Annotated in this window: 25 protein-coding genes; all 25 read left to right on the top strand. The window is 40.2% G+C overall.

All coding sequences use genetic code 11. The features are described from left to right. Nucleotides 1-346: 346 nt before the first annotated feature. The 25 genes from rpsL (at nt 347) to secY (ending at nt 13,973) form a co-directional block, all read left to right on the top strand. Nucleotides 347-754: a 30S ribosomal protein S12 gene (rpsL, locus tag EJK17_RS05640; RefSeq protein WP_025080104.1), complete on the top strand. Its 408-nt coding sequence runs from the start codon at nt 347-349 to the stop codon at nt 752-754. Between the two features lie 15 nt (nt 755-769). Further along, nucleotides 770-1,240, top strand: coding sequence for a 30S ribosomal protein S7 (gene rpsG, locus EJK17_RS05635; protein ID WP_103660835.1), 471 nt, complete (start codon nt 770-772; stop codon nt 1,238-1,240). Nucleotides 1,241-1,279: 39 nt separating this feature from the next. Further along, nucleotides 1,280-3,373, top strand: a complete 2,094-nt coding sequence (fusA, locus tag EJK17_RS05630) for an elongation factor G (protein ID WP_103660834.1) — start codon at nt 1,280-1,282, stop codon at nt 3,371-3,373. A gap of 307 nt (nt 3,374-3,680) precedes the next feature. Next, the gene (gene rpsJ / locus EJK17_RS05625) at nt 3,681-3,989 is read left to right on the top strand and encodes a 30S ribosomal protein S10 (protein WP_009559709.1); all 309 of its coding nucleotides are present in this window, start codon (nt 3,681-3,683) and stop codon (nt 3,987-3,989) included. A gap of 23 nt (nt 3,990-4,012) precedes the next feature. Continuing rightward, a complete protein-coding gene (rplC, locus tag EJK17_RS05620) occupies nt 4,013-4,651 on the top strand; it encodes a 50S ribosomal protein L3 (RefSeq protein ID WP_103660833.1) in 639 nt (212 codons plus the stop codon). A 14-nt stretch (nt 4,652-4,665) separates the two neighbouring features. Further along, nucleotides 4,666-5,283: a 50S ribosomal protein L4 gene (rplD, locus tag EJK17_RS05615; protein ID WP_103660832.1), complete on the top strand. Its 618-nt coding sequence runs from the start codon at nt 4,666-4,668 to the stop codon at nt 5,281-5,283. Continuing rightward, entirely contained in the window at nt 5,283-5,591 is a 309-nt protein-coding gene (gene rplW, locus EJK17_RS05610; protein ID WP_103660831.1) for a 50S ribosomal protein L23, read from the top strand. Before rplD ends, rplW begins: the two co-directional genes overlap by 1 nt. Before the next feature lie 15 nt (nt 5,592-5,606). Continuing rightward, nucleotides 5,607-6,443 carry a 50S ribosomal protein L2 gene (gene rplB, locus EJK17_RS05605; RefSeq protein ID WP_103660830.1) on the top strand — a complete coding sequence of 279 codons (837 nt, stop codon included), beginning with the start codon at nt 5,607-5,609 and terminating at the stop codon, nt 6,441-6,443. An 18-nt stretch (nt 6,444-6,461) separates the two neighbouring features. Beyond that, nucleotides 6,462-6,743 (top strand): 30S ribosomal protein S19, encoded by a 282-nt coding sequence (rpsS, locus tag EJK17_RS05600; RefSeq protein ID WP_103660829.1) that lies wholly within the window; start codon nt 6,462-6,464, stop codon nt 6,741-6,743. Between the two features lie 20 nt (nt 6,744-6,763). Next, the gene (gene rplV / locus EJK17_RS05595; RefSeq protein WP_025080096.1) at nt 6,764-7,117 is read left to right on the top strand and encodes a 50S ribosomal protein L22; all 354 of its coding nucleotides are present in this window, start codon (nt 6,764-6,766) and stop codon (nt 7,115-7,117) included. Between the two features lie 13 nt (nt 7,118-7,130). Continuing rightward, a complete protein-coding gene (rpsC, locus tag EJK17_RS05590) occupies nt 7,131-7,802 on the top strand; it encodes a 30S ribosomal protein S3 (protein WP_127796267.1) in 672 nt (223 codons plus the stop codon). Beyond that, nucleotides 7,802-8,242 (top strand): 50S ribosomal protein L16, encoded by a 441-nt coding sequence (gene rplP, locus EJK17_RS05585; RefSeq protein WP_103660827.1) that lies wholly within the window; start codon nt 7,802-7,804, stop codon nt 8,240-8,242. Before rpsC ends, rplP begins: the two co-directional genes overlap by 1 nt. Next, the gene (gene rpmC / locus EJK17_RS05580; protein ID WP_103660826.1) at nt 8,232-8,429 is read left to right on the top strand and encodes a 50S ribosomal protein L29; all 198 of its coding nucleotides are present in this window, start codon (nt 8,232-8,234) and stop codon (nt 8,427-8,429) included. Before rplP ends, rpmC begins: the two co-directional genes overlap by 11 nt. An 18-nt stretch (nt 8,430-8,447) precedes the next feature. Further along, nucleotides 8,448-8,714, top strand: coding sequence for a 30S ribosomal protein S17 (gene rpsQ / locus EJK17_RS05575; RefSeq protein ID WP_103660825.1), 267 nt, complete (start codon nt 8,448-8,450; stop codon nt 8,712-8,714). Between the two features lie 33 nt (nt 8,715-8,747). Next, nucleotides 8,748-9,116 carry a 50S ribosomal protein L14 gene (gene rplN / locus EJK17_RS05570; protein ID WP_103660824.1) on the top strand — a complete coding sequence of 123 codons (369 nt, stop codon included), beginning with the start codon at nt 8,748-8,750 and terminating at the stop codon, nt 9,114-9,116. A 19-nt stretch (nt 9,117-9,135) separates the two neighbouring features. Continuing rightward, on the top strand, nt 9,136-9,369 hold the full coding sequence (rplX, locus tag EJK17_RS05565; RefSeq protein ID WP_103660823.1) for a 50S ribosomal protein L24: 234 nt from the start codon (nt 9,136-9,138) through the stop codon (nt 9,367-9,369). A gap of 14 nt (nt 9,370-9,383) precedes the next feature. Further along, nucleotides 9,384-9,926: a 50S ribosomal protein L5 gene (rplE, locus tag EJK17_RS05560; protein ID WP_103660822.1), complete on the top strand. Its 543-nt coding sequence runs from the start codon at nt 9,384-9,386 to the stop codon at nt 9,924-9,926. 12 nt (nt 9,927-9,938) lie between these two features. Beyond that, the gene (locus EJK17_RS05555; RefSeq protein ID WP_103660821.1) at nt 9,939-10,124 is read left to right on the top strand and encodes a type Z 30S ribosomal protein S14; all 186 of its coding nucleotides are present in this window, start codon (nt 9,939-9,941) and stop codon (nt 10,122-10,124) included. Between the two features lie 24 nt (nt 10,125-10,148). Next, entirely contained in the window at nt 10,149-10,547 is a 399-nt protein-coding gene (rpsH, locus tag EJK17_RS05550) for a 30S ribosomal protein S8 (RefSeq protein WP_103660820.1), read from the top strand. Between the two features lie 24 nt (nt 10,548-10,571). Further along, nucleotides 10,572-11,102: a 50S ribosomal protein L6 gene (gene rplF / locus EJK17_RS05545; RefSeq protein WP_103660819.1), complete on the top strand. Its 531-nt coding sequence runs from the start codon at nt 10,572-10,574 to the stop codon at nt 11,100-11,102. Nucleotides 11,103-11,128: 26 nt separating this feature from the next. After that, nucleotides 11,129-11,488, top strand: a complete 360-nt coding sequence (rplR, locus tag EJK17_RS05540; RefSeq protein WP_103660818.1) for a 50S ribosomal protein L18 — start codon at nt 11,129-11,131, stop codon at nt 11,486-11,488. Between the two features lie 17 nt (nt 11,489-11,505). After that, on the top strand, nt 11,506-12,015 hold the full coding sequence (gene rpsE, locus EJK17_RS05535; RefSeq protein WP_103660817.1) for a 30S ribosomal protein S5: 510 nt from the start codon (nt 11,506-11,508) through the stop codon (nt 12,013-12,015). A gap of 10 nt (nt 12,016-12,025) precedes the next feature. Further along, entirely contained in the window at nt 12,026-12,211 is a 186-nt protein-coding gene (rpmD, locus tag EJK17_RS05530) for a 50S ribosomal protein L30 (RefSeq protein WP_103660816.1), read from the top strand. A 26-nt stretch (nt 12,212-12,237) separates the two neighbouring features. Beyond that, nucleotides 12,238-12,678 carry a 50S ribosomal protein L15 gene (gene rplO / locus EJK17_RS05525; RefSeq protein ID WP_103660815.1) on the top strand — a complete coding sequence of 147 codons (441 nt, stop codon included), beginning with the start codon at nt 12,238-12,240 and terminating at the stop codon, nt 12,676-12,678. After that, nucleotides 12,678-13,973 (top strand): preprotein translocase subunit SecY, encoded by a 1,296-nt coding sequence (gene secY / locus EJK17_RS05520; protein WP_103660814.1) that lies wholly within the window; start codon nt 12,678-12,680, stop codon nt 13,971-13,973. The genes rplO and secY overlap by 1 nt, the downstream gene beginning before the upstream one ends. Nucleotides 13,974-13,977: the final 4 nt, after the last annotated feature.

Genomic DNA, 13,977 nt, shown 5'->3' with positions numbered 1-13,977 from the left:
ATTATAAAACTAAGCTTACAAAAATTATAGATTTGCAGGCTTATTTGTCATACTTTCGTTTAAAAATAAATCGACACAATTTTAATTAAGTCGTTAAATTATACAAAATAATAAAGCAAAACATACGATGATGCTTGACTTTACGTAGAAAAAAACATTAGTAAATCACCTCCACTTATTAAATATGTAAAAAAAGGAAATTCTCCCCAAAAAAATGAAAAAAGTTTGATTTCTGTCAGAATCGGAGTAAAATTGTGTTTGTATGTTTTGAACAGTGTGTCCGTGAGCTGAAAAAGAAACTCCCGGATGTGTGAACAAAATAGTTAATTTTAGGAGGAAATTTTTAATGCCAACCATTAACCAATTGGTAAGAAAAGGCCGTCACTCAAAGACGACTAAATCAAAGTCACCAGCTTTGAACTACGGTTACAACAGTATGAAGAAGGAATTAGTATTCAACCCAGCTCCACAAATGCGTGGGGTTGCAACTCGTGTTGGTACTATGACACCTAAGAAACCTAACTCAGCTTTACGTAAGTATGCCCGTGTACGTCTTTCAAACTTGATCGAAGTTACTGCATACATTCCAGGTGAAGGCCACAACTTGCAAGAACACTCAGTTGTATTAATTCGTGGTGGACGTGTAAAGGACCTTCCTGGTGTACGTTACCATATTATTCGTGGTGCCCTTGATACTGCTGGTGTTGATGGCAGAAAGCAAAGCCGTTCTAAGTACGGTGCAAAGAAAGGTTAAAGGAGGAGTTAAATAATGCCTAGAAAAGGTCACGTAACTAAAAGAGAAGTTTTAGCAGATCCAGTTTATAACTCAAAGCTCGTTACTAAGTTAATCAACCACTTAATGCTTGATGGTAAGAGAGCAAAGGCATCTTCAATCCTTTACGATGCTTTCAATATTGTTAAAGACAAGACTGGTAAGGAACCACTCGATGTCTTTGAAGAAGCTATGAACAATGTTATGCCAGTTTTGGAAGTTAGAGCTCGTCGTATTGGTGGTTCTAACTACCAAATCCCAGTTGAAGTACGTCCTGAAAGAAGAACTACTTTGGGCTTAAGATGGATTGTTTCTTACGCACGTTTACGTAATGAACACACTATGGATGAACGTTTAGCTAACGAAATCATCGATGCATCTAACAACACTGGTTCAGCAGTGAAGAAGCGTGAAGATGTTCACCGTATGGCTGAAGCTAACCGTGCATTTGCACACTACCGCTTCTAAGATCGTTACTGGTTTATATTTTAAGGAGAGAATTAATATATGGCTAACAAGCGTGAATTTCCATTAGAAAAGACACGTAACATTGGTATCATGGCCCACATTGATGCGGGTAAGACTACCACTACTGAACGTATTCTTTACTACACTGGTAAGATCCACAAAATTGGTGAAACTCACGAAGGTGATTCACAAATGGACTGGATGGATGAAGAAAAGGAACGCGGTATTACCATTACTTCTGCAGCTACTACTGCACAATGGAAAGACTACAGAATTAACATCATCGATACCCCAGGACACGTTGACTTCACTATCGAAGTTGAACGTTCACTTCGTGTTCTTGATGGTGCCGTAACTGTTCTTGATGCCCAAGCTGGTGTTGAACCACAGACTGAAAATGTATGGCGTCAAGCTGAAACTTACGGTGTTCCTCGTATTGTTTTCGTTAACAAGATGGACAAGATTGGTGCTGACTTTGATAAGTCAGTTAAGTCATTGCACGAACGTTTAAACGCTAACGCTCATGCTGTTCAAATGCCGATTGGTTCAGCTGATACCTTTGAAGGTGTTATCGACTTAATCAACATGGTTGCTGATATCTACGATGAAGATAAGCTTGGTTCTAAGTGGGATACTGTTCCAGTTCCTGATGAATACAAGGAAGAAGCAGAAAAGCGTCGTGGCGAATTGATTGAAGCTGTTGCTGATGTTGATGACGGCATCATGGAAAAATACCTTGGCGGTGAAGAAATTTCTAACGATGAATTAAAGGCTGCTATTCGTAAAGCAACCATCGACTTGAAGTTCTTCCCAGTATTTGCTGGTTCAGCCTTCAAGAACAAGGGTGTTCAAATGATGCTTGACGGTGTTATTGACTACTTGCCATCACCACTTGACGTTAAGCCTTATATCGCTCACGATCCAAAGACCGGTGACGAAGTTGAACTTAAGGCTAACGACGACGATCCATTTGCTGCCTTAGCATTTAAGATTGCTACTGACCCATTCGTAGGTCGTTTGACTTTCATTCGTGTTTACACTGGTTCACTTCAATCAGGTTCATACGTATTGAACGCATCAAAGGACTCTCGTGAACGTGTAGGTCGTTTGCTTCAAATGCACGCCAACTCAAGAACTGAAATCCCAGAAGTATTCTCAGGTGATATCGCTGGTGCTATCGGTTTGAAGAATACTACTACTGGTGACTCATTAACTGATCCAGCTCGTCCACTTATTTTGGAAAGTTTGGAAATTCCAGATCCAGTTATCCAAGTTTCAATTGAACCTAAGTCAAAGGCTGACCGTGATAAGCTTGATGTTGCTTTGCAAAAGCTTACTGAAGAAGACCCAACTTTCAAGGCTGAAACTAATGCTGAAACTGGTCAAACTTTGATCGCCGGAATGGGTGAACTTCACCTTCAAATCATGGTTGAACGTATGAAGCGTGAATTCCACGTTGAAGCTACTATTGGTGAACCACAAGTTGCTTACCGTGAAACCTTCACTAAGGAAGCTAAGGCACAAGGTAAGTTTGTTCGTCAATCAGGTGGTAAGGGTCAATACGGTGACGTTTGGATTGACTTTACTCCTAATGAAGAAGGTAAGGGTTACGAATTTGAAGATGCCATTGTCGGTGGTGTTGTTCCTCGTGAATTCATTCCTTCAGTTGACCAAGGTTTACAAGAAGCTATGAAGAACGGTGTTCTTGCAGGTTACCCATTAATCGATGTTAAGGCTAAGCTTTACGATGGTAGTTACCACGAAGTCGACTCATCAGAAGCTGCCTTCAAGGTTGCTGCATCACTTGCTTTGAAGAACGCTGCTCCTAAGGCTGGTGCTGTAGTTCTTGAGCCAATTATGAAGGTTCAAGTAATTACCCCAGAAGAATACTTAGGTGATGTAATGGGCTCAATTACTGCTCGTCGTGGTACGATGGATGGTATGGAAGACCGTTCAGGTGCTAAGGTATTGAATGCTATGGTTCCACTTGCTGAAATGTTTGGTTACGCAACTACTTTGCGTTCATCAACTCAAGGTCGTGGTACTTTCACTATGGTATTTGACCACTACTCACCAACACCTAAGTCAATTCAAGAAGAAATTATTAAGAAACGTGGCGGCGACGCAGAATAATTTTATATTTGCGTTGATTGACACAATTAATAAGATCTAAATTAAAAAGAGAGTTATTTGTAAAAACAAGTAACTCTCTTTTTTTGAATTTTTTTGAGAAACATTGGTGAAACCCTTGATATTTAAGGGCAGACCAAGTACAATAGTCTTTGTGCATTTGGGAGTATTACGCTCTAATGCCATAAAGTTGTTGTAAAGCGTTGACGCAAAAGGTTGCGGCACGCCAGGCTGCATTGCCACAGTGGCGTGCGGGGAATTTTTGTCGAGCTAGTCATCTTTTTAAAGAAGACGTTAAGGAGGTAATTAAATGGCAAGTCAATCAATTCGTATTAGACTTAAGTCATACGAACATGGTATTCTCGATGAATCAGCTGCTAAGATCGTAGCTAGCGCAAAGAGAACTGGTGCAGAAATTTCAGGTCCAGTTCCTCTTCCAACTGAAAGAACTTTGTTTACTGTTCTTCGTTCACCACACAAGAACAAGGACTCACGTGAACAATTCGAAATGCGTACTCACAAGCGTTTAATCGATATTTTGAATCCAACACCTAAGACTGTTGATTCATTAATGAAGCTTGATCTTCCAAGCGGTGTAGACATCGAAATTAAATTGTAATTTAAATAGAAAGAGGTGTAAACATGACCAAAGGAATCTTAGGAAGAAAAGTTGGTATGACTCAAATCTTCACTAAAGATGGTGTCCTTGTACCTGTAACTGTTGTTGAAGCAACACCTAACGTTGTTATGCAAGTTAAGACTGTTGAATCAGACGGCTACGAAGCTGTGCAATTGGGGTACCAAGACAAGCGTGAAGTTTTGAGCAACAAACCAGAAAAAGGTCATGCTGATAAAGCAAAGACTTCACCTAAGCGCTTCATTCGGGAAATCCGCGGTGTTGAGCTTAAGGACTATGAAGTCGGCTCAGAAGTTACTGTGGATACATTCAAGGAAGGTGACGTCGTAGACGTTACTGGTACTACAAGAGGTCATGGTTACCAAGGTAACATTAAGCGTTGGGGCCAATCAAGAGGACCAGAAACCCATGGTTCAAGATACCACAGAATTCCTGGTTCAATGGGTTCCATCATTAACCGTGTACCGAAGGGCAAGCGTTTGCCAGGTCACATGGGTGTAAAGACTGTTACCATTGAAAACCTAGTAATTGAAAAAGTTGTTGCAGACAAGAATGTATTAATGGTTAAGGGTAACGTTCCAGGTGCCAAGAACTCATTAATCGTTGTTAAATCTGCTGCTAAGGCTGTAAAAGCTGATAAATAGGAAGGAGGACTAGAATGGCTAATTTAAAAGTTATCGATCAAAACGGTAAGGACTCTGGTGAAGTTACTTTAAACGATAAGGTTTTTGGTATTGAACCTAACGAAAATGTCGTATTTGAAGCAATCATTAGACAAAGAGCTGGCAAGCGTCAAGGTACTTCAAAGGTTAAGAACAGATCTGCTGTTCGCGGTGGTGGTAAGAAGCCTTGGAGACAAAAGGGTACTGGTCGTGCACGTCAAGGTTCTATCAGAGCTCCACAATGGCGCGGTGGTGGTACAGTCTTTGGCCCAACCCCACGTTCTTACGCATATAGCATGCCAAGAAAGCAACGTCGTTTGGCTATCAAGTCAGTTCTTTCCCAAAAGTTGATTGATAAGGATTTGATCGTTTTAGACAAGTTGACTATGTCAGCTCCTAAGACTAAAGAATTTGTGTCAATGTTAGACAGCTTAAAGGTAAACGGCAAGGTATTAGTTGTTTCAGACGACAAGAATGTACAACTTTCAGCAAGAAACTTGCCTAAGGTTAAGGTAGTTCCAGTTAACGGCTTAAATGTTGAAGATGCAGTTAACTACGACAAGTTAATCTTAACTCAAGATGCTGTAAAGAAGATTGAGGAGGTTTTGGCTTAATGGACGCACGCGATATCATTTTAAGACCTGTCATTACTGAAAAGTCCACGAACTTAATGGATGATAAGAAGTACACTTTCGACGTGCTCTTAACTGCAACCAAGACTCAAGTTCGCAACGCTGTTGAAGAAATCTTCGATGTTAAGGTTAAGAACGTTAACATTATGAACGTTCGCGGTAAGGATAAGAGAGTTGGCCGTTACTTTGGTAAGACAGCTCGCCGTAGAAAGGCAATCGTTACCTTAACTGACGATTCAAACAACATCAAGATTTTCCAAGACGAAAATAGTAAAGAAGACAACAAGTAATAGGAGGTCAGTCAATTGGCTATTAAAGTTTACAAGCCAACCACAAATGGTCGCCGTAATATGACTTCTTCTGACTTTGCAGAAATCACTAAGAGCAAGCCAGAACGTACCTTGCTTGAATCCCAATCACATACTGCAGGTCGTAACTCATATGGTCATATTACTATTAGACACCGTGGTGGTGGTCACAAGCAAAAGTACCGTATCATCGACTTCAAGCGGAACAAGGATAATGCAAAGGCAGTTGTAAAGGCAATCGAATACGATCCAAACAGAACTGCAAACATCGCTTTGCTTCACTACACTGATGGTATTAAGGCTTACATTTTAGCACCAAAGGGTTTGACAGTTGGTACTGTTATTGAATCCGGTGAAAATGTTGATATCAAGGTTGGTAATGCTTTACCATTAAAGAACATTCCTACTGGTACTGAAATTCATAACATTGAATTAAAACCAGGTAGAGGTGGTCAACTTGTAAGAAGTGCAGGTGCTGTTGCCCAAGTTTTAGGTGTTGACGGTAAGTACACTTTAGTAAGATTACAAAGTGGCGAAGTTCGTAAGATCTTGTCAGAATGCCGTGCTACTATCGGTACTGTTGGTAATGAACAACACTCATTGATCCAATTAGGTAAGGCTGGTCGTAGCCGTTGGTTAGGCAGACGTCCACAATCTCGTGGTTCTGTAATGAACCCTAACGATCACCCACATGGTGGTGGTGAAGGTAAGGCTCCAGTTGGTCGTCCACAACCTATGACTCCATGGGGTAAGAAGGCTCGTGGTATTAAGACTAGAAACGTTAAGAAGTCTAGCGAGAAGTTGATCATTCGTCACCGTAAAGGTAATAAGTAGTAAAAGGAGGGTTAATTAATGAGCCGTAGTATTAAAAAAGGTCCTTTTGCTGATGCATCATTGTTGGAGAAAGTTGATGCTCAACAAAACGAAGAAAAGAAACAAGTTATTAAGACTTGGTCACGTCGTTCAACTATTTTCCCTTCCTTTGTAGGTTTGACTATAGCTGTTTACGATGGTAGAAAACATGTACCAGTTTACATTACTGAAGACATGGTTGGTCATAAGTTAGGTGAATTTGTTCCAACTAGAACTTTCCACGGACACAAACTCGCTGACGATAAGGCCACAAAAGCTTAGAGGAAGGAGAAACATCTTAAATGGCAGAACAAATTAGTTCAGCTAAGGCTGAAGCAAGAACTGTTCGCATCGCTCCAAGAAAAGCTCGCTTAGTTATTGATTTAATTCGCGGTAAGAGCGTTGCCGAAGCATTAGCAATCTTACAATTTACGCCTAGAGCTGCTTCCCCAATCGTTGAAAAGGTTTTGCGCTCAGCTATTGCTAACGCAGAACACAACTACGATCTTGAAAGTGCTAACCTTTATGTATCAGAAGCATACGTTAACGAAGGTGCAACATTGAAGAGATTCCGCCCACGCGCTAAGGGTATGGCTTCTCCAATTAACAAGAGAACTAGTCACGTAGTTGTAGTAGTTTCAGAAAAGAACGATTAAGGGAGGTATATTAATGGGTCAAAAGATTAACCCAAACGGTTTTCGTCTCGGTGTCATCCGTGATTGGGAATCAAAATGGTATGCTGACAGAGGATACAAGGAAACTTTAAACGAAGACCTTCGTATTAGAAAGTTCATTTCAAAGAAGTTAAAGGATTCCTCTGTTTCTACTGTTGAAATTGAACGTGCTGCTAACAGAATCAACATTTCAATCCACACTTCAAAACCAGGTATGGTAATTGGTAAAGGTGGTTCTGAAGTTGAAGCATTAAGAAAAGAATTAAACGCTTTAACTGATAAGCAAGTACACATCAATATTGTTGAAATTAAGAAGCCAGATCTTGATGCTGAATTAGTAGCAGATAGTATCGCTCGTCAATTGGAAGCTCGTATTGCCTTCAGACGTGCTATGCGTCAAGCTACTCAAAGATCTATGCGTGCTGGTGCTAAGGGTATCAGAGTACAAATCTCTGGTCGTTTGAATGGTGCTGACATGGCTAGAAGAGAATGGCACACTGAAGGCCGTGTTCCATTGCAAACATTGAGAGCTGATATTGATTATGCTTGGGTAAATGCCTTCACTACTTATGGTGAAATTGGTGTCCAAGTTTGGATCAACCGTGGAGAAATCTTACCAACTCGTAAGAATAAGCCTTCAAAGCCTGCGAAGGGAGGAAACAAGTAATGCCTTTAGTACCAAAGCGAGTAAAACACCGTCGTGAATTCCGTGGTAAAATGCGTGGTGCTGCTAAGGGTGGTAAGTATATTGCCTTTGGTGAATACGGTTTGCAAGCCCTTGAATCTCATTGGATTACTAACCGTCAAATCGAAGCTGCCCGTGTTGCTATGACACGTTACATGAAACGTGGCGGTAAGGTTTGGATCAGAATTTTCCCTCAAAAGTCATACACTGCTAAAGGTGTTGGTGTACGTATGGGTTCCGGTAAAGGTGCACCAGCAGGTTGGGTAGCTGTAGTTAAGAGAGAAAAGATCATGTTTGAAATTGGTGGCGTTGATGAAGCAACTGCTCGTGAAGCTTTAAGACTTGCTTCAACCAAGTTACCAATTAAGACTAAGTTTGTGACTAAAAGTTCGGAAGTAGGTGGCAATTCTAATGAAGGCTAAAGAAATCAGAGCATTAACCACTGATCAAATGTTAGAAAAAGAAAAGCAATATAAAGAAGAACTCTTTAACTTGCGTTTCCAACAAGCAACGGGTCAATTAGAAAATACCGCTCGCTTGAGCAAAGTCCGTAAGAATATCGCTAGAATTAAAACTATTCTTAGCGAAAAAGAATTGGAAGAAAATTAGTGGAAGGGAGCTATTAACTTGAGCGAATCAAACGAAAGAAATCGTCGTCACGTATATCAAGGTCGTGTAGTTTCTGATAAGATGGACAAGACTATTACTGTAGTTGTTGACACTTACAAGAACCACCCTGTTTATAACAAGCGTTTTAAGTACTCAAAGAAGTTCTACGCACAAGACGAAAATAATGAAGCTAAAGTTGGCGATACTGTTCGTATCATGGAAACCCGTCCATTATCTCGTACAAAGCGCTTCCGTTTAGTTAAGATTGTTAAGAAATCTGTTTAGTTTTTACGGATTTACCGAGGGGAGGATTATACAGTGATTCAAAACGAATCCCGTTTAAAGGTTGCTGATAACTCTGGCGCAAGAGAACTTTTAGTTATTAGAGTCTTAGGTGGATCAAAGCGTAAGACCGGTAACATTGGTGACATTGTTGTAGCTACTGTTAAACAAGCAACACCAGGTGGCGTTGTCAAAAAAGGTGACGTCGTAAAAGCAGTTATTGTCAGAACAAAATCAGGCGCACGTCGTGAAGATGGTTCATACATCAAGTTCGACGAAAATGCTGCCGTAATTATCAATGCAGATAAGAGCCCACGTGGTACTCGTATCTTTGGGCCAGTTGCACGTGAGTTACGTGAGGGCGACTTTATGAAGATCGTCTCTCTTGCTCCTGAAGTCTTATAATTGTTAGTGAGGTGCACTGATGTTTGTTAAAACTGGTGACAAGGTAAAAGTTATTGCCGGAAAAGATAAAGGTAAAGAAGGTACAGTTCTTTCTGTTAACGTAAAGAAAAACCGTGTAGTGGTCAAAGGCGTTAACAAGATCAAGAAACACCAAAAGCCTTCACAAACCAACGCAAATGGTGGCGTAGTTGAATCAGAAGGTTCAATTCATGCATCAAACGTTAAGGTTATTTCTAAGGCAGATAAGAAGTAGAAGGGAGGACACAAATGGCAAGTTATTTAGCTCAAGATTACAATGAAAAAGTTATGCCTGCATTGCAAGACAAGTTTAATTACAAGTCAGTAATGCAAGTACCTAAGATCGATAAGATCGTGTTAAACATGGGTGTTGGTGACGCAGTTTCCAATGCAAAGAACCTGGATGAAGCCGTTGAAGAATTAACTTTGATTTCAGGTCAAAAGCCATTAATCACTAAAGCTAAGAAGTCAATCGCTAACTTCCGTTTACGTGAAGGTATGTCTATCGGTGCTAAGGTTACCCTTAGAGGCGATAGAATGTACGATTTCTTATACAAGTTGATCAATGTTTCTCTTCCACGTGTTCGTGACTTCCGTGGTGTTTCCGCTCGTTCATTTGATGGTCGCGGTAACTACACTTTAGGTATTAAGGAACAATTGATCTTCCCAGAAATCGATTTTGATAAGGTAAATCGTACTAGAGGTTTAGATATCGTTATTGTTACTACTGCCAACACTGATGAAGAAGCTCGTGAACTTTTAGGTCAATTTGGTATGCCTTTTGCAAAATAATGGAGGACATTAATGGCTAAAACATCACAAAAAATCAGAAATCATCGTCCTGCTAAGTTCTCTTCACGTGAATATACACGTTGCGAGAGATGTGGTCGTCCACACTCCGTATACCGCAAGTTCGGTTTATGCCGTATTTGTTTAAAGGAATTAGCACACAAAGGTCAAATTCCTGGTCTTAAAAAGGCTAGTTGGTAGTATACGGTTAGGAGGATAGCATAAATGGTCATGACAGATCCGATCGCAGATTACTTGACTCGAATTAGAAATGCCAACATGGCAAAGCACAATTCAGTTGAAATTCCTGCATCAAACATTAAGAAGTCAATTTCAGAAATTTTAAAGCGTGAAGGCTTTATCCGTGATTACGAAGTTACAGATGATAACAAGCAAGGCGTAATCAAAGTTTTCTTGAAATTCGGTCCAAACGGCGAACGTGTCATTTCAGGCTTGAAGCGTATTTCTAAGCCAGGTCTTAGAAACTATGTTAAGGCTGAAGACTTACCTAAGGTTCTTAACGGTTTAGGTATTGCCATCGTTTCTACTTCTGCTGGTGTTATTACCGATAAAGAAGCAAGACAAAAGGGCGTTGGCGGCGAAGTTATCGCTTACGTTTGGTAATTCTGACAGAAAGGAGAAAATTCAATGAGCCGTATCGGTTTAAAGACTATTGAAGTCCCTGACAGTGTCACTGTTACCAAGGAAGGTGACAACATTACTGTTAAGGGCCCAAAGGGTGAATTAACTAGATATTTCGATCCAAAGATCAAGTTTGAACAAAAAGACGGTAAGATCAACTTTACTCGTTCAAGTGAAAACGATAAAGCTCTTCACGGTACTGAAAGAGCAAACTTGGCTTCAATGATCGAAGGTGTAGTTGATGGTTATAAGAAGACATTGAAGTTAATCGGTGTTGGTTATCGTGCACAAGCACAAGGTAACAAGATTACTTTAAATGTTGGTTACTCACACCCAGTTGTTTTAACTGCTCCTGAAGGTGTTACAGTTAAGACTACTTCCGCAACAGATGTTGAAGTTGAAGGTATTTCTAAGCAAAATGTTGGTCAATTTGCTGCAGAAATCCGCGCCGTACGTTCACCTGAACCATACAAGGGTAAGGGTATTCGATACACTGATGAATACGTACGCCGTAAGGAAGGTAAGACTGGTAAGTAATAGTTAGTTATTTTTGAGGTGAAATTGTGATTTCTAAACCAGATAAAAACAAGTTACGCTTAAAGCGTCATAAACGTATTCGTGGTAAAATTTCTGGTACTGCTGAGCGCCCACGCTTAAGTATCTTTCGTTCAAATAAAAACATCTACGCTCAATTAATTGATGACGTAGCGGGTGTCACGCTTGCAAGTGCCTCAACTTTGGACAAGTCTGTATCTGACGATGCAAACAAAGTAGATCAAGCTGCAGCTGTTGGTAAGGCTATTGCTGAAGCAGCTAAAGCTAAGAACATTTCAAGTGTTGTATTTGATAGAAGTGGTTACTTATACCACGGCCGTATTTCAGCTTTGGCAGATGCCGCTCGTGAAAACGGATTAGATTTCTAGGAAAGGAGAATTAACACATGGCAAACCGCAACGATTCTCGTAACAATCGTAGAAACAAGGACGATATTGAAGATCAATTAGTCGCTGTCAACCGTATTACAAAAGTTGTAAAAGGTGGACGTCGGATGAGATTTGCTGCCCTTGTTGTCGTTGGTGACAAGAAAGGCCGTGTAGGTTTCGGTACTGGTAAGGCTCAAGAAGTCCCAGAAGCAATCCGTAAGGCTGTTGAAGACGGTAAGAAGAAGATGATTAACGTACCTAAGGTTGGTACTACTATTCCTCACGAAGTTATCGGTCACTACGGTTCAGGTAATATCTTATTAAAGCCTGCTGAAGCTGGTTCTGGTGTTGCTGCCGGTGGTGCCGTACGTATCGTTATGGATATGGCTGGTATTGCTGACGTAACTTCAAAGTCACTTGGTTCTAACACTCCAATTAACGTAGTTCGCGCAACTATGGATGGTTTGAAGAAACTTAGAACTAGTGAAGAAGTTGATAAGCTTCGTCACGTCAAGAGCGAAGATTAGGGAGATTTAAATGACTGATTTAAAAGTTACTTTAATTAGAAGTGTTGCCCACCGCTTACCTAACCAAAAGAAAGTTGTTAAAGCTCTTGGCTTAGGTAGAGTTGATAGTACTGTTGTTCTTCCAGACAACGCTGCTACTCGTGGTGCATTAATGAAAATTGCTCACTTGATCTCTGTTGAAGAGATTAATAAATAAGATTTATCAAGGAGGTGCCTAGTTTAATGAGGCTTCATGAATTACATGCTGCTGAAGGTTCACGTCGCACAAGAAAGCGTGTTGGTCGTGGTACTTCAAGTGGTTACGGTAAAACTTCTGGCCGTGGTCAAAAGGGTCAATTAGCTCGTCAAGGCGGTCACACCCGTTTAGGTTTTGAAGGTGGTCAAATGCCATTATTCAGAACTATGCCTAAGCGTGGTTTCAAGAACATCAACCGTAAGGAATATGCTATTGTCAACTTAGATGACTTAAACAAGTTCAAAGACGGTAGTGAAGTAACTGTAGAAAGTCTTAAAGAAAACGGCTTGGTAAAGAAAGAATTATCAGGCGTTAAGTTACTTGCTAAAGGTGAATTAAAAGTTAAATTAACTGTGAAGGTTAACAAAGTTTCCGCAGCTGCTAAAGAAGCAGTTGAAGCTGCTGGCGGAACTGTTGAGGTGATCTAATGTTTTCAACCTTGAAGAACGCCTTTAAGGATAAAGAAATCAGAAACAAGATTTGGTTCACTCTCTTTATTCTGTTGCTATATCGGATCGGTGCTAATATCGCCGTTCCTGGTGTTAATGCAAAAGCGATCACTCAGGTTGCACAAACTGGTCTGGTCCCAATGCTGGATACGGTTTCTGGTGGTGGTTTGGATAACTATTCTATCTTTTCATTAGGTGTTTCTCCTTATATCACTGCTCAAATTGTTATTCAGTTGCTGCAAATGGACATTGTTCCTACTCTTGTAGAGTGGGGCAAACAAGGTGAGGTTGGTAGACGTAAGACAAACCAAGTTACTCGTTGGTTAACATTGGTAGTTGCCTTTGTTCAGAGTATTGGTATTACGGTTGGTTTCAACGCTTTAACCCAAATGGGTTTAGTGAAGAACCAAACTCCTCAAAGTTATATTGAAATTGCTATTATTATGACTGGTGGTACGATGTTACTTACTTGGTTAGGTGACGAAATTACCGATAAAGGTTTAGGTAATGGTGTTTCTGTCATCATTTTTGCGGGTATTATTGCAAGATTTCCTGCAGGAATGTGGCAAATATATAAAGAAGAGATCATTAATAACAGTGCCAGTGACCGCTGGCGAGGCATTTTGTTCTTCATCGCAGTTATTGTTGCAATTCTTATCGTAACTCAATTAGTTACGTGGGTTGAACAAGCTAATCGTCGAGTTCCAATTCAATACACAAGAAGAGCTACGATTAGTGGGTCTGAAAGTTTTCTACCATTAAAAGTTAATGTATCTGGAGTTATTCCAGTTATCTTCGCCAGTTCATTTATCATTACACCGGCAACAATTTTAATGGCCTTTCAAAGAACTCAAGGCGATCAACAGTGGTTTAAGGTAATGACTAATATCTTCAGTCTTCAAACAACTCCTGGTGTTATCATTTACACACTTTTAATTATTTTATTTACATTCTTCTATGCTTTTGTTCAGGTTAACCCTGAAAAGCTAGCTGAAAACTTACAAAAACAAGGTGCGTACATTCCTAGCGTTTGGCCAGGTAAAGATACACAGGATTATGTTTCTAAACTATTAATGCGCCTGTCAACTGTAGGTGCACTATTCTTAGGATTAGTTGCCCTTATTCCACAGCTTGCAACTAACTTCTGGGATTTGCCAAGTTCAATAGGACTAGGTGGTACCAGTTTGTTGATTGTTATCGGAGTTGTCTTAGAGCTGTCTCGTCAAATTAACGGATTGTTAATGAAGAGAGAATATGTTGGATTCATCAGATAGGAAC

Origin of the sequence: Lactobacillus xujianguonis, assembly GCF_004009905.1 — a bacterium.
GTDB lineage: Bacteria > Bacillota > Bacilli > Lactobacillales > Lactobacillaceae > Lactobacillus > Lactobacillus xujianguonis.
Note: the sequence above shows the minus strand (reverse complement) of the source record. Positions and strands in the feature narration are given on the sequence as shown.